The organism is Sphingobacterium spiritivorum (assembly GCF_016724845.1).
GTDB classification, from domain to species: Bacteria; Bacteroidota; Bacteroidia; order Sphingobacteriales; family Sphingobacteriaceae; genus Sphingobacterium; species Sphingobacterium spiritivorum_A.
Map to the genome: position 1 here is coordinate 848,296 of NZ_CP068082.1, position 16,906 is coordinate 865,201.

Here is a 16,906-nt window from a genome sequence, read left to right on the forward strand (position 1 = left end):
AAATTATCCTTTTCCTTAATTTGGTTCCATATCCTGTTATATATTCATCCCGGATTATCACGAAGAAGAGCTAAGGAGGAACAGGCTTGGCCAGTTACCTCCCAGCTTCTCTCATTTTGAACGGCATGAAAATATTAGTGCGCCTTTGAAGGTTTACCTGTACGATCGTACTGGCAGCAACCCGGCAACTTGTCATAAATCTCGTTTTTGGCTTTTACCTGCGGGGTATCATGACCTGCGCTAGCTATCTTTTGTTGGATAGTCTGACTGTTGATTTTATTACTGTTGTAAGTGACGGTCAGCATTTTACTGTTTTTATCCCAGTCAGCATTGGTAATAGCCTCATCTTTTAAGGAAGCTTCTATGCGTTTTTTACACATACCGCAATTCCCCAACACTTTGATTTTTTCAGTTTTGCTTTGTGCCAGAGCCGCAGTACCAAACATGGTCAAGGCCACTATGGCAATCATTTTTAATGATTTCATAAAGATTTGATTTTGTTGTTGTCCTCAAAACTTATGCAAGCGCTAAGAGACAACGGATTAATAAAAAAAAGACATGTAAATTTGAAACGGAATGAACCGTAAGGAAAAGGATTGTTTTTATTGAGCAGCCAGATTCAACTATCTGAAGGAAAAAACAGACTATTATAAAGCCTTTTATTCTTTTTCAAGAGATAATTGTAAAAGATACCTTAAAAAACTTAAAAGGAAACTATATCCTGAAGGTACAATTTTTTAGGAATATTGGAGGGTACTCTCCCAAAGGAGGTGCTTTGCTCATTACATGTGATAAAAGCAGCACACGCACAGGAGTAAACAGCGAAGTTTCCAGTGGCTTGAATTGTGGTATAATAAAGACTACCTGTTCAAATTTATAATTTTGGTTATTTATTTTATAAGCCTTATCCAGATTTGCCTTGTAATCTACATCCTTACAACAGTCGTTTTCCAGAGGTTGTTTTTTCTCCATTCCACAGAAACCGCAATCGTCGGTTTTGTCTTTAACGAAAGTCCAGTCTACCAACTGCCCCATACAATAATGAAGATGTACTCCTGCCCCACTGGCACTTGCCAGATAGAAAACAGTCATAAGAATCAATATTAACCTCTTCATCATAAAGCAAATATTATTATAAAAATCAAAATATGCTTTATATAATTTTCGTAAAATTTTATATAATTAACAGAGTTGCGCTATATTTTATTGAATCATCCTAGTTAAAGACATGGTAATTACAATATATACAAAGGTTTGATTTTGCAGGGGGAGAACATTCCAGAAACTTTTGTAATATATTTGCTAATACCGACTTCGAGCCTACAAAGCCTTGGATCATTATGAAGCATTAATATGTTCTTTCTTCGACTGTCGTTTGCTGAAAGGCGTAAATTCCTTGTTCCCTTCGTCGATCTTCATGACTATTTTCATTAGATATCCAAATGTTTAGTTTATCTGATCGATGACATTACCACGGTAACCGATGTTCATAAATAGCCTTGCAGTTGTTAATGTTACCAACTGTCGCTATTATTACTATCAAAAAAAATTAATGAAACATCCGCTTGCTAATGAAAGTTTTTTCAACTTTTCAACATTTATTATTTTTCTCATTCAGTTTTAAACATGATCTCAAAACTGCAAACAAAATATATTACAGTTTCATTATAAGCGACTTAAATAACATCACTAATCCACATTTTATTTTTATCGGACAGGAGTAAAAGATGGATCATTAAAATGATGTCATAAGACTATCTATTCAAAAGAAATTATCAGGTTAAACCGTTTTCCTTTTTCAACTTCTCATACAAACAGTCCGGATGAAATGTAGCATCTTTATCTAATCCTTTCTGACGCCACATTTCGTGCCAAAGGTGTATAGAATAACTTTCTTCACTAATTGAGATAAGAGGGGGCTGAATGAGCTTATCTGTATCCTGCCAATTTACAGGGCAAAAATAGTCCTTGCTTTTTATAAAAGCAGAAGAATCATATTGTTTCAGGACATTTGTGAATAAAAATGGTCCAAAATTTAGCCACATCACGTTGTCTAAACCTTTAGTATCAATGTAATGTATACAGTCCTTCAAAAATTCAGCTTTTTTAGGCGCTTTTATAAACCCATTATTTACTATATCATCAGACTCTAATGAGAAACAATATTCTTCTTCAAAATCAAAATATTTCAGACAGACACTGTCCATATCTACCCACCAACCGCCTTTTTTATATAACAACATATATCTGAACCAATCTGAAAAAGAACTCCACCCACCACTGCTGTCTCTAAACAGCTTATTTTTTGGAATAATGTCATTGGCATTCATTAATATTACTCCTTTAGGAAGATTGCTAAACGTATTATAGGAATACAGGTGAAATACATGACCTTTAGATAAGTATGAAGTCATACAAAGACACTCCATTTTTGAAAGATATTCGCCGATCCAAAGCCCTTGAATAATTTTATTTGAGTCCATATATGTGTAAATAATAAAAATTGAATATTAATATTTATAAAAGTTTTTTGTCAGATTTCTCCAGATTCTTTTTAGTATCGACTCTTCTTCTGTAATAATCTCCACATCTGCAAGCAGTCTGGGGCGGAGTCTGATCAGTGAATCCTGAGGTTTACGCTCAATACTGACCATAGAAAGAAAGAGGCTGTCTTTTATCGGAATATCGCTTATCGATCGGATTCTACCTTTCAGATATCCATATTCCTGATACTGAAAACCTCTAACCTTGATCATCACTTCCTGCCCTATCTTTATTTTTCCAAATTCCAATTGTGGTAGTTGCATCTCTCCATAATACCTCTCATTTTTGGAATTTATGTAAAATACATCGCTGGATATAGGCAAAAACTGATTTTCCTGAATAGCGCTACCATATATTACATACCCGGAACTTGGGGCGACAAGGACATACTGCTTTTTCCAGTTTTCGATTTCACTGATCAGACTATTCAGTGACTGATAGATTTTTTTCTTCTCATCGGATATTTTACTATCTAAATCGGATAGTTCTTTTATTCTGGCTAAGGAAGCGGACTGATTATTCAACAGGTTATTCTCTGCCAGAGGAATACCCTGTTTTTTAGAAATAAGTAAAGCCTCCTGCTTCTGAAGTTCCATCGGACTGATCACTTTTTTTTCTGCAAGTATTTTATATTTTTCATATTCCTTTTCTGCCAGATTGATTTCTCTCTTCTGAAGCGCATACGAATCCTGTATACGCTTATTTTGTTCGCCAATGTTATCCATTTCTTTGCGCAGTATACTCCGCTTCCGGAAATAGATTCCATCATCTCTGGCTGCCAGATAATTCAGGTAAGCCTGATAAAAATTTTGATATGCACTCTGAACTTCTCCCAGCTCCAGATCAACAGGAGAAGTTATATTCTTTAACTCCAGATTCTGATTATCCTCAGACTTCTGAACTCTTTTCAATTTTTCAAGAAGATTTAGTATCTGGTCATGATTTCCTGTACTTTCCATGTATGCCAGCGTCTCAAATTGGTTAACCCATTCCCCATCTTTTACCAAAAGCTGAACTATACTTCCTGCTATCTTATTTACGACGGACTTGGGAGCATTATCTGTCGTAATTTTCATCGTCGCAGTGATCATTTGCGGATACCGTATAAAAGCGGTCATGCCAAAAAGCATCAGCAATGTCAGAAATATAAAGGAAATCCCTCTTTTCAATAACCAGGAGGGGGGACGTGCAATAATATCCTGCATATCCTCACTATGAATATCCGTGTCGCCAAAACTTTGCTTAATCATAATCAGCTATTTTAATTACCCAGTTCCAGTTGATTTTTAACCAGTTCATAATATTGCCCTTTAAGGGCAGTCAGTTCATTATGGTTTCCCTGTTCTACAATTGATCCTCGATCCAGTACAATAATATTATCCGCATTTTTAACTGTACTCAACCTGTGTGCGACAATGATTACTGTCCGATTTTCAAAGAAACTCTTCAGATTCTCGATGATGACTCTTTCGTTATTGGCGTCCAGTGAATTAGTAGCCTCGTCCAGAAAAATATAATCCGGTTGTTTGTATACAGCTCTGGCGATTAGTAAACGTTGTTTCTGGCCCTGACTGATTCCTTTGCCGGCTGCACCTATTTTTGTTGCTAAACCAAAAGGTTGCTCCGCAATAAAGTCCTCGAGATTAGCCACTGTAATCGCTTTACGTAATAAATGCTCATTCACAAGCTCGTCACCCAATGCTATATTATTCGCTATCGTATCTGAGAAAATCACATTATCCTGAAGCACACTTCCACAAGAGTTTCTCCAGATGTAATGAGATATGTGTTGCAGGTTTTTACCGCCTACTGTTACCTCCCCTTTCTCATACTGATAGAAACGCATCAGAAGCTTCAGTATAGTAGTCTTGCCACTTCCGCTCATTCCGACAATCGCCGTTGTCTTACCGGATGGAAAAGTGAGATTAAGACTGTTGAATACAGGTTCATTTCCGGCTCCGTAATATCGGAAAGTCAGATTTTTGATCACTATGGTCTTGTCCTCAGGAAGCGTTGTGATATAATCATTGGCCGGATTTTCCTCAGCTTCACTTTCATATATTTCGTTTAGTCTTTCCAGACTCATCTTCGCATCCTGATAAGATTCCATAAATCCAAGCAACTGCTCCACAGGATTACTCACCATACCTACGATGTACTGAATAGCCATCATCCCCCCAAGCGTAATATCGCCATCAATAGCTGATTTGGCGCTGATATAGGTTATCAGAATTCCCTTAATCTGATTGATAGCCATGGACCCTATAGACTGATATTGGGAAATAGCCAGACTCCTGACTTTAAACTTAAAAAGTCTGGCCTGAAGAGCCTCCCAGCCCCATCGTTTTTGTTTTTCCGAATTATTCAGTTTGATATCCTTGATACTTTGAATCATCTCCACCATATAGGTTTGATTTTCTGAAGAGATCTTAAACCTTTTGTTATCCAGTTCTCGTCTATAGCGCATAAAAAAGAGTATCCAAAGCGTATACAATAGCGTAGAGACAAAGAAAACTACAAAAATGAGCTGATCATAGATAATCAGTATGGTACCAAAGACTAACATATTGACCAGTGAAAACAGCGTATTTAATGTACTGCCCGTTAGAAAAGTTTCTATACGCTGTTGATCACTCATTCGTTGCATTATATCCCCATGTGTCTTGATATCAAAAAAACTCATCGGCAATTTCATAATCCTGATCAGCAGATCCGTCAGAATAGAAATATTGACTCTGGTACTGACATGAAGCATTATCCAGGAACGAATAAAGGATACAGAAGTACTCCCTACAAACAGCATCAGTTGGGCAATCAGTATCATATTGATAAAGCTGATATTCCTGGTATTGATACCAATATCTACTACGGATTGGGTCAGAAAGGGAGTAATAAGCTGCAGGAGCGTCCCTAATAACATTCCTAATAGGAGCTGGAAGAACAGTTTTTTATATTTAAAAAAATAGGTTATTATTCTCTCCCACTGCATATTGTTAGTGGAATCTTCTTCTTCAAGGCTATAAAATTCAGGCCCCGGACTCAACACCAGCGATAGCCCAGCATGCAGTTCTTTTGAGGAAAACCAATTGGCTGCGAATTCCTTTTCATCATAACTGATTAACCCGGCTCCGGGATCTGACAGATAATATTTTTTATTCGTAATCCGATAAAGTACGACAAAGTGATTTTGGTTCCAGTGCAGGATACAGGGTAATTCTATTTCTTTAAGTTGATCCAGATTCAGACGTACCCCATATGTACGAAAACCCGACTTCTCAGCTGCCTCAGATATTCCCAAAAGATTGACTCCGTCTTTTGTCGTATAACACAATTTCCTGATTTTATGAATAGATACAGCCCGTCCATAAAATTTGAAAATAATCCGCAGACAGGTGGCACCACAGTCCATCTGATCCATTTGTGTGTAATGTGGAAATCGCTTTTTCAATTTTTAGGATTCTTCGGGTTTTATTATACAGATGTATTACTATAAGTTGGTTCGTTACTCATCGCCTTGAATAGTACAAGCCTTTAATTTCTCCTTTATCTGATAGATCTTATCCAGTTTTTTCATACTGTTTTCAAAGAGCAAACTATACCGCGCCGTATCCAATCCAGGTACAGGTATATCTGAATATCCAAAATCTTTATGAACAGAGATAAAAGGATAAAATATCATTTTATGACTAGTCATATGCGAGAATTTTAGATCGGCTGCATCCTCAGCTCCGAAAGGTTCCGAAAGTATTTCATCAAAAAAACTTTTGAAAATAATAGTAAATTGTGTGTATTGAAAAAAATCTACCCAACATCGGTTTGTGCTCAGTGGAATAGCCTGATTAAAATTGCTTACTCCTCCTAATAAAATCTTAGCTCCTTCTTCATTGGATTCAATAATATTACGAAAGAGTATTTCCTTCGTGTAATCTGAGGTAAACTTATGATCGTCTTCACACAGTATCATTACATCATCATCATTATCTTTTGCCATTTTCACAGCCTTAACAATACTCATCCAAAGCCCATAATTTCCCCTTTCATGCTTACAAGCTTCAATAATTGTAATATAAAATTCGGACTTATCTTTGAACTGAGTCATACTATGTTTTAATCTATCCTTTCTTTCAGGAAGATTGATAAGATATACAGGGATTACTAATTCTTCATACATAACTCAAAATTTAAGATTATAAAATTTACGGACAGTATCCATGTGATCCAATTTAAGCTCGCTATGGATAAACAATTCGTTTACATAACCTTCTTCTGAATTTCTGGAGGTGACATCAGAATAACCAAATTCCCGCTGTACAGAAACAAAGGGGAACATAACATACTTACTCTCTGTAAGCTCTGCAATCTTAAAATCGGCATTTTCGTGCGCATCAAAGGTTGCATTCAATATGCAATCGAAAAAAGAACTGTACATAATTACAAACTGTGTCGCATTAAAACTATTAATCCAGAAAAGATTTGGGTGAACCTGCGTCATATAGTCAAACCAACTTATCCCCCCCAGTAGAATATTGGCTCCAAATCTTTCACCCCTTTCTATATTCTTTAGCAACTGATTGTAATTATAGTTCTCTGTAAACTGATGATCATCTTCACAAATTATTATCAGATCTTCACCCTTTTCCTTAGCCAGTTTTACAACCGCTGTTATACTTTTCCAAAGCCCTACTGCACCTATAGCATCCCGGATAGCTTCAAATAAAAATATCTCAAATTCAGGCTTATCTTTAAATTCATTAAGGATATGCGTTTGTCTGTCGATCCTTTCTTTTAGATTGATAATGTATACAGGTATTTTAAAGTCATGCATAGATTTAATATAATTTATTCCTTTAGCGCATTTTCAATCCACTCAATTGCTTTTTCATTTCCCATATAACCACCAAGACTTTTTTGAGACAATTCGCCCCTTTTGTTAAAAATCAAATAGCTCGGAATATATTTTACACCGTATGTGTCTGATATTAAGGACAATTGGTTATTGTAAAGATAATAATGTTCTCCTTCGAAAAGATTGACATAATTATTCCATCCGGTATAATCAGAGGTTTCATCGGTCAGGTAAACAAAAATTACATCATCACGATCAGCGAATCTCTTCTTTACTCCCTTGATTTTATCAAATGCTTCAATACATGGTCCACACCAAGTAGCCCAAAAATCCACAATAATAACCTTATCTTTATATTTTGCTATAATGTCATTCATAACCAGTATTTTGCTTTTTTCAAAAGCAAAATAGTATTTACCCGATTTCTTAGAATTTACAGTATTATAGTTCTGAACATTAATATCATTCTGATACAGGATATAGTTAACAAGATCTCTGTTTTCTAAAAAAGATATAATATTAAATTTATCTTCATCAGATAATGATAAACCATTATTTATTTGTCCTATATAGGCATTTGCGACCATCATATCTAAGAATAAATTTTCATCCTGAGAAAAATAACGCCCAAAAATATTCTTCAATAAATTCTTGTACACCTTAATTCCTACTGTACTAATCAATGGTAGTTTAAGCAAAGAATCTTGTCGGATACTACTCAAAAGATTAAAATAAGAATCTGATGAAATAAGCGAAATTGTGTCTTGATATCGACTATCTATTATAGCATCATAATAGCTTTGATCGCGAGGAGGAATATACTTAAGGATGTCTAATGAATCTAAACCAATAGTCATATTATGAAGCTTAACTAAATCACTATAATCCTTTATCAAAGAATATATATAAAAGTCCTTTATACCCCTTTTATATTGCATTTTAAGTTGATCAGATTTGACATTTACACTTAATTTTTCTATCATCTCATCAACATTCTTAAGTCGGAAATCTCTAAAATCATTTGCCGTTTTAAAAGCGGCTTCTACGCCTTTTACTTTTAACATAGATTTATATCGATATTCAAAAGAATTCTTGATTAATGCGGGCAACAGATATGAATTATCAAAAAACTCTTTGAAACAACCTTCATATTTCATTTCAAAATCAATATAATTCTTAAAAAATATGCTTAAAATATCTGATTGATTTGGCAATAAAACAGAACTTATATACCGACCATTAATATTGAAATAAATAATAGTTGGTCCAAAAGTATAACATGACAATAAAAAAGTTGAATCATTAATGGTCTGAAATTTTTCTGGCTTTGCCTGTGATAGTGGGTTAGATATGTACGGAGTTGAAATATCAACTGAGTCCGGATAAGTCCCGGATAACTTTATCGTTAAAAAAGTGTATCCACTTTTTGTAAAATAGCTTTCCTGCGCATCTAACTGAAAAATTGACCCGTAAACAAGAATTAGTAGAACGATATATTTATTCATAAAAATTTCACTTAGCACGTTAGTAAGAAGCTTATTGCACATAAAAATATGTGCAATAAGCTGAAAGTATCCAAAATTTATTACATGCAACCGTATATTCCATGGTAATATCCACAGGTTCCGGGTCTGCAATCCGTAGTTACACAATATACTTGTCCCCCTCCCCTACATGGGACAGGACATCCTCCACTACCACCATTATCACGAAATCCACCCATAATCTGTTTTAGCTCATCACGTGAAAGAAGTTCTTCCGTTTTAATTGATTTTAAACTAATCTTTTTCATATTTTTATTTTTTTAAGTTTATGATGTCCCTTCACTCCGGGATATCGATCGGAGGGCCTTTTTCAGGGAACCTTCTGTGACCCGGATCTGCTTGCAATCTGCCCGGGTCTCTTTTCTACGTAGTATGTTATTCTTTATACTTATTTTCTGTGTAAAAAATATCCTTAAGCTTTTTCTGCAATTGTTCTCCTGTCAATTCTCTGGCTATAATCTTTCCTTCCGGATCTATCAGAAAACTATCAGGAATAGATTCAACAAAATATTGTTTAGCCACTGCATTCCGCAATCCTTTCAGATCAGATACATGAATCCAATCCAGTTTATCTTCCCGGATAGCTTTTAACCAGGCTTCCCGGGAATGATCCAACGATACTCCGATAATTTCAAAACCCAGGTCTTTATATTTTTGATAGGACGCTTTAAGTGAAGGATATTCTTTTCTACACGGACCGCACCAGCTTGCCCAAAATTCGACCAGTACATATTTACCCCTGTAATCTGTCAGAGATATAATATTACCAGAAGTATCCTGCTGCTCAAAAGAAGGAAATACCTGCCCCAGGCTGAGATTTTTCACTGATTCTAAACGCTTTCTTATTTCCCTGCCAGTATATGTATTCAACAGAGAATCATCAAAATTAGCCAGTTGCTCATTTATAAATCGATGATCCGGATTTGTTTTACGGGATTTAGTATACAAGAGATGCAGAGAATAATACAAATTTTTGTTCTTTTTGATAAAATCACTACTTACACTATCATATATTTGGGATACTACAAAATCAGTAAGCGATTCATTAGTACGACTCTTCCATTCTTTCAGAGCCTTATCACTATAATCATTGTATCTTCTATCCAGAATCTCAGTCTCCGAATTTATTACATCGGATTGTTTATCAACAGAGCTAAGGGTAAGTCCGCTTTTTCCCTTAACTAACCATCCTGTTTTACCTTTAAACAAAATTGTTTTACGAGGTTCTACCCATAAAGTGTAACATGTAAAAGGGCCGACTATTGTAGAATCATACTTATTTTCAATACTCATGAAAAGAAGACTAGGTTCTGTAATATTTCCTGTAAATTTAAATTTTCTATTTACATCTAATGTAATTGTATCTTTTATTTCAACTCCATTTTTATAATAGGAAATAAAATAGGATGCGAACGGAACAGTATCTACAATTCCTTTTATAGTAAATTTATTATACTCTTGAGAATAATCCAAAACAGGGAATAATCCAAAACAGATTAATGTAAATAAAAATAATCGAAGTATTACAATCATATTTCCTTAACAGCCAAAACAAATTAAAAATCAACAAATTGGAAAGAAAACTCTCTCCAATTTCTAAAACTATTGTGTACAGTATCCATAATAGCCTCCTGAAGGACCGTTACAATTGCGGCAAACTTTACCATCTTTACTGCTGTTACAATCAGCAGATGTATTACAATTACACTTACTACCACTACCACCATTATCACTAAATCCTCCCATAATCTGCTTTAGCTCATCACGTGAAAGAAGTTCTTCCGTTTTAATTGATTTTAAACTAATCTTTTTCATATTTTTATTTTTTTAAGTTTATGATGTCCCTTCACTCCGGGATATCGATCGGAGGGCCTTTTTCAGGGAACCTTCTGTGACCCGGGTCTGCTTGCAATCTGCCCGGGTCTCTTTTCTACGTAGTATCTTAAAGTATATCTTTAAGTTCACTGATGCGATAAGAGTCCGGAAGCTCATAGCCATTTATGAAGAATGTAGGGGTCGCCCTGATCTTCATATGGTCACACCAATTCTTCATATTGTCTATTTTATGTTTTTGCAATAAGAGTTCTCCATTCATCGGGTATTTAGAAGCAAAGACAGTATAATCTTTCGTCTCTGTACCATACCAGTCATCCAGTGCTTTACGAACCACATCAGGCCCATATTGTTCTTCTATAGCCAATAAATGCTGCACAAGAGCAGTTCGGATATCCCCCTGATCTCCGGTAGCTGTAAAGATGACCCTGACTTTTACATTGGGATTCGAGTGTAGTAATACTTCCAACTCCGGGTGGGCGTTAGAACAGGGGCCACAATAAGGATTACAGACTTTGATAATCTCATGTTTCGCATTAAGATCTCCTATCACAATACCCAACCCTTGCGTCGGATGGTCGATTTGTGTTTCCTTGCGGAGCAGCATATTAAATACATCCGGATTATATCTTAACCGTTTCCATTTTCTTTCATACGCCTTGCTCTCTCCCGCTGTTTTTAAAAGAGGGACAGCCCTATGAACCAATATCAACACAGACAGCCCGATAAACAATAAAGCGAATACGTGATAAGGTTCAGGTGTAATAATACCGGTCTGAATGACGTAGAACAATGAAAGTATGCCGGACAATAACAATACCGCCTGTACGGCCAAACATAGCGGACACCACTGGTGAACTACTCTCCATTGATAATAAACCGAATACAAGATATAGAATACTGTAAGCAGGGAAACGGAGGTCCAAATTGGAAAATAATAACTATTTCCAGGCCCGAACAAGAGTTGGGATAAGAATAACGTGACAAAATAACTAAGCCCGACTACAGACCAGCTGAATCCAAAGACAGAGGCTCCATCTGAACTTAATACAGCATTACAACTCACCTTGCCCTGCCCGGAGCCACACACATCCTTTAAAAAGGGGTTATGGGCATCAATATCAAACCAGACTAATAAAATACTGGCTAAAGTTCCAACAACATTAAGCAATAGTAATATTATCCCTGATAAACTAATCTGCAGAGATAAATAAGAATAAGTGCCCGAAAAAATTAAAGCGATGGTAATCATAAACAGGGGAAAAGAATTCATAATTACATGCTGTCTCTCTTGCTTCTTATTAACCTCAAAATTTACCTCATCTTTCTTATTATCACCATCAAGTAATAAGACTATACCCTTTTCCAGTTTATTAAATTCTTCGACTTTAACTGTGCGATAAACATTTTTAACCGGATCCAGATAACTTATGTTATTTTCACTTACATCAAGGACTAATGCAAAATAAGGTTGGGGCCAATCCGGTAATTGAATAGGGCAAACAAATGGAGTCTCAAAGTCTGTGAATGCATAATCCCCCTTTCGGATAGCGGCACTTTCTATTCCGTAAACATTAAGACAGTCGATCAGTGTTAATATCCCAGGATAATCTATATGCTTGTTTATCAAATTATTTAAGTGAATACGGGTTCTTTTCACATTATAATGATCGAGTACAGATACACAGATATCTAAAAGATTATTGTCAGACTGACTTAAGGAAATAAGTTTATTTACAATTGGCATCAGACTATGATTTAAGATTAATAAAAACCGATTATGACTTTACTTTAAAGATACAAATTAACACAAGTAACACATAGCATAAAACTGAAAAGAAAACAAAACTCAGAATTTATTTAAGCAAAGTTAAAATATTATTAAAATTAAAATATTTATAAAAAAATACATTAACCAAATCTTATATTCAGATGGAATGAGAATAATCAATAAAATTGTTATAAAAAAATAATGACATTAATATGACAAATAAAATTGCTGTTTATTATAAACAAGGATTGGATTAATTCTATAAAAACTTAATAATGAATAAATAATATATTTTGTTTATAGCTTTAAAAAAACCTTATCTTGAAGAGATTAGGCTTTAAAGATATTGACAATTGTTCATACCGATTTTTCTTTAAGTTCCCGAAATAATGAATTTGAAAATATAGGGCTTTGAAAAACCCGAAGAATAGCCTTTCTTCTTTAAAGAAGAACCTTAAAAACAGGCAGCGTTTCGAAAAACGCTACCTGCTATACCCTAATCTTATCACATATTATATTTGTTGTCGGAAGTCCGCAATTCTCAGTCATTAAACGATTTCAAACGCTTATCCGAAAAACATATAAGCATATATTACCACAGCGGATTCTGCACCAGTAACTTACTCCGAAGAATGTCAAACTGAGGAATAGGATACAGATACAAAGCTCTAATCATGGGAGCTTTTATACTGATTTAAATTATCAAATGCTAAGTATCCTAGGAATTATCGGCCACATCAATAGCCGCTTTATATTCCTTATCAGAGACTTGTTCATGCCAGTTGATCAGACTGTCACTCTTCTGAGTAATGATGGAAATAAATTCCAGATCGGCATCCGGAGCCGCCCCCTGCCAGTAGTAGAGTCCCGGAGTTGTCTCTATCACATCTCCTTTCTGAATCTTTATCACCTCCTTACCTTTGGACTGATAGTATCCTTTGCCTTCTGTTACAATCATTAGCTGTCCTCCGGGTAAAGAATGCCAGTGCAGATAACTATTTGCTGTCAGCCGTATGTTACTGACACGCATATCTGTATGACTATATTTATCACCTAATTTCTGTACTATTCCTTCTCCTGCTATTTTATCTTCTGCTATTTTCTGTTGTCCTGTATGCGTTATTGAAATAGATTCCGGACAGGCTGTACAGGTTAAGCGTGCGGTGGTAAAAGCCAGTAGTCCGATTGAGAGAACTAATATAAACATGTATTTTTTCATGGAATTTCGTTTTATTTTTTCTGTTTGTTTCATGTCTGCAAATATCGGGTGAAAGGAGCTTTGTGCAGTTACCCGTATTACGGTTTAAAACACCCAAAACACTGATTAACAATTTTTAACAGATAAAACACATTATTATCCCACGCAGCTTATTCGTCATTCCCCTATAATATTGATGGATTATACGCATTAAAAAAATCAGAATAGTTTTGTTTATCCAGTTTTAATATCGTAATATTGCGATATTAAAACCGGCAATATGGGTATCACTAAGACAGAAATATTTACTGACGAGCAGAATAAGATGGCTTCATTATTCAAAGTACTGGGTCATCCTGCACGTATTGCTATCCTGCAATATATTATTGATCAAAAGACCTGTATCTGTAATGACCTTATTGATGAATTAGGACTGGCACAAGCTACAATCTCTCAACATCTCAAGGAATTGAAAAATATGGGTATTATCAAAGGTTCAATTGAAGGAAAATCCGTGTGTTACTGCATAGAAGAAAAAGTATGGAAACATTTCCAACAGCATTTCAATATATTCTTCAATCAGGACGTAACTGTCAATCAATGCTGTTAAAAGCATTTTTTTTAATCAAACACATCGTAATATCGCGATATAACAATAATAAAAAATTAATTTTAAAATACGATTCTTATGAAACTATCAAACATTAAGGAAATTCTGCCTTCGCTGAACAACGTTGAATTTCAATTGGAAGACGGAACTTTTGTCCCTGAACATTTTCATGTAACTGAAATAGGGCAAATTATTAAAACCTTTATCGATTGCGGTGGTGTGCAACGTAATGAAAAGACGGTAAGTTTTCAGCTATGGAATGCCGATGACTACGAACACAGATTGAAACCTGGTAAGCTATTACATATTATTCAGCTTTCCGAAGAGAAACTGGGAATAGAAGATGCGGAAATAGAAGTCGAATATCAGGCGGGAACTATAGGCAAATATGACCTGGACTTTAACGGGAAAACCTTTGTTTTAAGAAATAAAACGACAGCCTGCCTGGCTCAGGATGCCTGCGGTATTCCTGTCAGCAAACCAAAGATTGCTCTATCGCAGTTGAACAATTCGGGATGTAGTCCGGATTCAGGTTGTTGCTAATCTTTATACAGAATATGTATCCGGAGTTATATTCTACTATTCAGCATGTAGAAAAAAACCTGTTGATCACAGATGCAGCAAAAAGTCGTTTACAGACATTAATAGATTATGTTCAACAGCAGGTCAATCATCAACAGCAGATCGACCTCCATTTTATCTGCACCCATAATTCGCGCAGAAGTCAGTTGGCACAGATCTGGGCACAGACAGCAGCAGCTTATTACAGGATTCAGAATGTATGCTGCTATTCAGGAGGAACAGAAACAACAGCGCTATATGCAAAGGTAATAGCAATACTGCGTAAGCAGGGATTTCAGGTTTATAAAATTACTGACGGAAACAATCCGGTATATGCTGTAAAATATAATGCAAACGCGCTGCCCGTAATCGGTTTTTCAAAAACATATGACAATCCTTTTAATCCTTCATCTGCATTTGCAGCGGTAATGACCTGTTCACAGGCAGATAGTGGCTGTCCTTTTATTGCAGGAGCTGAGAAACGGATACCTCTACCCTATGACGATCCGAAGCTGGCCGATAGCTCTGATCAACAGGATGAAGTATATGAAGAGTGTAGTCTGAAGATAGCGTCAGATATATTGTATGTCTTTTCGAAGATTACTCCTCATCCCTGATTTACGTTATAAACGACAAAGAGACTTTACCATTGCGGTACCGTCTCTTTGTCGTTATTTTTTTATTCATTTTACTATTATAAGCTGCTAAACAATTATTCATCATCATCCAACAGTTCATGGTAATACTTCCATTTGAAAACATGATCTCTTATATTTCCGTGGGTTAATCCATCAATTCTGTTTTCTTTTAAATGCAATATCTCATCAAATTCTTTTGATACAATAAATACCCTGACACGAGATGTGGGTATCAAATCGAGATAATGCCGAAGCACCTTATCGATATCTGCAGCACTATATGTTTCGGGAAGCGCAATATCATTGTCAATTTCCTTATCAAACAATTCATCCGGCACATTATCTATAGCTAGCCTCACTATTTTATCCTTCCCTGTCCAGCTGACCGAAAAAAAACTATGTATGCCAAGGGAAGTATTATCATCGTACAGCATGGGAAGACCGAATTGTGCTACTGAATCTCCTGTTAGTTTTTCGGAAATAGTATCAAATAGATTCCTGATTACGGATTTATCCATATTATTTTGGGAAACTATAATTGCTTCCACTTTACTATTGACAACATTACTGACAAGTTCTATATTATCAAAATTTACAGCATGAATACGGGCCGCGTGTAAACCTATTCGGTTTATGTTTTCAATACCATAACTGTTGTATTTGTTTTTGTCCTTTGTCAACTCTATTTTATTTGATGTTATTTTAAATCCATTGCTTACTTCTGCCAGCTCCTCCGCCAATTGAACCGGATTTAAATCCGACAGTTCTTTTACTTTGAAATAATCTGGCAAGATCCACTCAAGACTAAGAGCTGATAAATCAATTGTTTTAATTTTTGAAAGGATCTCCTCCTTATGTTTTTTCAGACGTTCTACCTCGCTGATGTATTCATCCTTTTTGACAGGGATCATATTTAATGAAAAACGATTATCCTTCTCAGCTGTACCGATATAATTAAATTTGATCTTTAAAGTATCCTTTTCAATAGCAACCTCATATACACTATCCAGCAATTCTCCTGTATTTTTTAATCTGCAATCGGTTAATGACTGAAGATCAGATATCTTGATTTTCTTTTCATCAGGGTAGGAAAAGTAGAGTGAATCTTTGCTTTCAGAAAGATGTATCCGCATTTCTGCAATCATATCCATATAAGCCAGCGTAATTCCCCACATGGATTTATTATTGACTTTTGTTACATTTACGAGTTTCCAGTAGGTTCTTTTTTCTTGCGCATATGTCTTTATGGAAAACATGGTAAACAGTATAATGGATAGTATAGTGTAATATATTTTCATTTTCTATGTTTTGATCTTATATCGTTAATCAATTGAATTAACACGGTATCCTAAATATACAAA

16 protein-coding genes are annotated in these 16,906 nt (G+C 35.3%); 3 read left to right on the forward strand and 13 right to left on the reverse strand.

Going from position 1 to position 16,906, the window contains the following annotated elements:
* Nucleotides 1–134: 134 nt before the first annotated feature.
* The 12 genes from I6J03_RS03455 to I6J03_RS03510 form a co-directional block, all read right to left on the reverse strand.
* On the reverse strand, nucleotides 135–485 hold the full coding sequence (locus tag I6J03_RS03455) for a heavy-metal-associated domain-containing protein (RefSeq protein ID WP_003010302.1): 351 nt from the start codon (nucleotides 483–485) through the stop codon (nucleotides 135–137).
* 229 nt (nucleotides 486–714) lie between these two features.
* Nucleotides 715–1,119 carry an HYC_CC_PP family protein gene (locus I6J03_RS03460; RefSeq protein ID WP_003010300.1) on the reverse strand — a complete coding sequence of 135 codons (405 nt, stop codon included), beginning with the start codon at nucleotides 1,117–1,119 and terminating at the stop codon, nucleotides 715–717.
* Nucleotides 1,120–1,775: 656 nt separating this feature from the next.
* Nucleotides 1,776–2,483, reverse strand: a complete 708-nt coding sequence (locus tag I6J03_RS03465; protein WP_003010294.1) for a glycosyltransferase — start codon at nucleotides 2,481–2,483, stop codon at nucleotides 1,776–1,778.
* A 27-nt stretch (nucleotides 2,484–2,510) separates the two neighbouring features.
* Nucleotides 2,511–3,794: an HlyD family secretion protein gene (locus I6J03_RS03470; protein ID WP_003010291.1), complete on the reverse strand. Its 1,284-nt coding sequence runs from the start codon at nucleotides 3,792–3,794 to the stop codon at nucleotides 2,511–2,513.
* 11 nt (nucleotides 3,795–3,805) lie between these two features.
* Nucleotides 3,806–5,992, reverse strand: a complete 2,187-nt coding sequence (locus tag I6J03_RS03475; protein WP_081445159.1) for a peptidase domain-containing ABC transporter — start codon at nucleotides 5,990–5,992, stop codon at nucleotides 3,806–3,808.
* A 54-nt stretch (nucleotides 5,993–6,046) separates the two neighbouring features.
* Nucleotides 6,047–6,715, reverse strand: coding sequence for a glycosyltransferase family 25 protein (locus I6J03_RS03480; RefSeq protein WP_003010286.1), 669 nt, complete (start codon nucleotides 6,713–6,715; stop codon nucleotides 6,047–6,049).
* A gap of 3 nt (nucleotides 6,716–6,718) precedes the next feature.
* Nucleotides 6,719–7,369, reverse strand: a complete 651-nt coding sequence (locus I6J03_RS03485) for a glycosyltransferase family 25 protein (protein WP_003010282.1) — start codon at nucleotides 7,367–7,369, stop codon at nucleotides 6,719–6,721.
* Nucleotides 7,370–7,383: 14 nt separating this feature from the next.
* Nucleotides 7,384–8,895 (reverse strand): TlpA family protein disulfide reductase, encoded by a 1,512-nt coding sequence (locus I6J03_RS03490; protein ID WP_157600555.1) that lies wholly within the window; start codon nucleotides 8,893–8,895, stop codon nucleotides 7,384–7,386.
* A gap of 414 nt (nucleotides 8,896–9,309) precedes the next feature.
* Nucleotides 9,310–10,467 carry a TlpA disulfide reductase family protein gene (locus tag I6J03_RS03495; protein WP_003010273.1) on the reverse strand — a complete coding sequence of 386 codons (1,158 nt, stop codon included), beginning with the start codon at nucleotides 10,465–10,467 and terminating at the stop codon, nucleotides 9,310–9,312.
* Nucleotides 10,468–10,536: 69 nt separating this feature from the next.
* Nucleotides 10,537–10,749 carry a hypothetical protein gene (locus tag I6J03_RS03500; protein ID WP_003010270.1) on the reverse strand — a complete coding sequence of 71 codons (213 nt, stop codon included), beginning with the start codon at nucleotides 10,747–10,749 and terminating at the stop codon, nucleotides 10,537–10,539.
* 127 nt (nucleotides 10,750–10,876) lie between these two features.
* Nucleotides 10,877–12,514: a vitamin K epoxide reductase family protein gene (locus tag I6J03_RS03505; protein ID WP_003010267.1), complete on the reverse strand. Its 1,638-nt coding sequence runs from the start codon at nucleotides 12,512–12,514 to the stop codon at nucleotides 10,877–10,879.
* 742 nt (nucleotides 12,515–13,256) lie between these two features.
* Nucleotides 13,257–13,757: a cupin domain-containing protein gene (locus I6J03_RS03510; protein WP_201694148.1), complete on the reverse strand. Its 501-nt coding sequence runs from the start codon at nucleotides 13,755–13,757 to the stop codon at nucleotides 13,257–13,259.
* A gap of 259 nt (nucleotides 13,758–14,016) precedes the next feature.
* Between I6J03_RS03510 and I6J03_RS03515 the strand changes: the two genes are divergently transcribed.
* From I6J03_RS03515 to I6J03_RS03525, 3 genes are all read left to right on the forward strand, one after another.
* Complete coding sequence (locus I6J03_RS03515; RefSeq protein WP_003010260.1) at nucleotides 14,017–14,346, forward strand: ArsR/SmtB family transcription factor; 330 nt, start codon at nucleotides 14,017–14,019, stop codon at nucleotides 14,344–14,346.
* A gap of 78 nt (nucleotides 14,347–14,424) precedes the next feature.
* The gene (locus tag I6J03_RS03520; RefSeq protein ID WP_003010257.1) at nucleotides 14,425–14,889 is read left to right on the forward strand and encodes a DUF6428 family protein; all 465 of its coding nucleotides are present in this window, start codon (nucleotides 14,425–14,427) and stop codon (nucleotides 14,887–14,889) included.
* Nucleotides 14,890–14,903: 14 nt separating this feature from the next.
* Nucleotides 14,904–15,524: an arsenate-mycothiol transferase ArsC gene (locus tag I6J03_RS03525; protein WP_201694150.1), complete on the forward strand. Its 621-nt coding sequence runs from the start codon at nucleotides 14,904–14,906 to the stop codon at nucleotides 15,522–15,524.
* Nucleotides 15,525–15,619: 95 nt separating this feature from the next.
* Here I6J03_RS03525 and I6J03_RS03530 read toward each other — a convergent pair whose 3' ends face one another.
* Nucleotides 15,620–16,843 carry a hypothetical protein gene (locus tag I6J03_RS03530; protein WP_003010247.1) on the reverse strand — a complete coding sequence of 408 codons (1,224 nt, stop codon included), beginning with the start codon at nucleotides 16,841–16,843 and terminating at the stop codon, nucleotides 15,620–15,622.
* Between the last annotated feature and the right edge of the window lie 63 nt (nucleotides 16,844–16,906).

Excerpts from the sequence above, each read along its gene's own strand:
- I6J03_RS03470 (WP_003010291.1), bottom strand. The coding sequence starts at position 3,794 with ATGATTAAGCAAAGTTTTGGCGACACGGATATTCATAGTGAGGATATG.
- I6J03_RS03505 (WP_003010267.1), bottom strand. The coding sequence starts at position 12,514 with ATGCCAATTGTAAATAAACTTATTTCCTTAAGTCAGTCTGACAATAAT.
- I6J03_RS03500 (WP_003010270.1), bottom strand. The coding sequence starts at position 10,749 with ATGAAAAAGATTAGTTTAAAATCAATTAAAACGGAAGAACTTCTTTCA.
- I6J03_RS03460 (WP_003010300.1), bottom strand. The coding sequence starts at position 1,119 with ATGATGAAGAGGTTAATATTGATTCTTATGACTGTTTTCTATCTGGCA.
- I6J03_RS03520 (WP_003010257.1), top strand. The coding sequence starts at position 14,425 with ATGAAACTATCAAACATTAAGGAAATTCTGCCTTCGCTGAACAACGTT.
- I6J03_RS03485 (WP_003010282.1), bottom strand. The coding sequence starts at position 7,369 with ATGCATGACTTTAAAATACCTGTATACATTATCAATCTAAAAGAAAGG.
- I6J03_RS03515 (WP_003010260.1), top strand. The coding sequence starts at position 14,017 with ATGGGTATCACTAAGACAGAAATATTTACTGACGAGCAGAATAAGATG.
- I6J03_RS03480 (WP_003010286.1), bottom strand. The coding sequence starts at position 6,715 with ATGTATGAAGAATTAGTAATCCCTGTATATCTTATCAATCTTCCTGAA.
- I6J03_RS03490 (WP_157600555.1), bottom strand. The coding sequence starts at position 8,895 with ATGAATAAATATATCGTTCTACTAATTCTTGTTTACGGGTCAATTTTT.
- I6J03_RS03495 (WP_003010273.1), bottom strand. The coding sequence starts at position 10,467 with ATGATTGTAATACTTCGATTATTTTTATTTACATTAATCTGTTTTGGA.
- I6J03_RS03455 (WP_003010302.1), bottom strand. The coding sequence starts at position 485 with ATGAAATCATTAAAAATGATTGCCATAGTGGCCTTGACCATGTTTGGT.
- I6J03_RS03465 (WP_003010294.1), bottom strand. The coding sequence starts at position 2,483 with ATGGACTCAAATAAAATTATTCAAGGGCTTTGGATCGGCGAATATCTT.
- I6J03_RS03530 (WP_003010247.1), bottom strand. The coding sequence starts at position 16,843 with ATGAAAATATATTACACTATACTATCCATTATACTGTTTACCATGTTT.
- I6J03_RS03525 (WP_201694150.1), top strand. The coding sequence starts at position 14,904 with ATGTATCCGGAGTTATATTCTACTATTCAGCATGTAGAAAAAAACCTG.
- I6J03_RS03510 (WP_201694148.1), bottom strand. The coding sequence starts at position 13,757 with ATGAAAAAATACATGTTTATATTAGTTCTCTCAATCGGACTACTGGCT.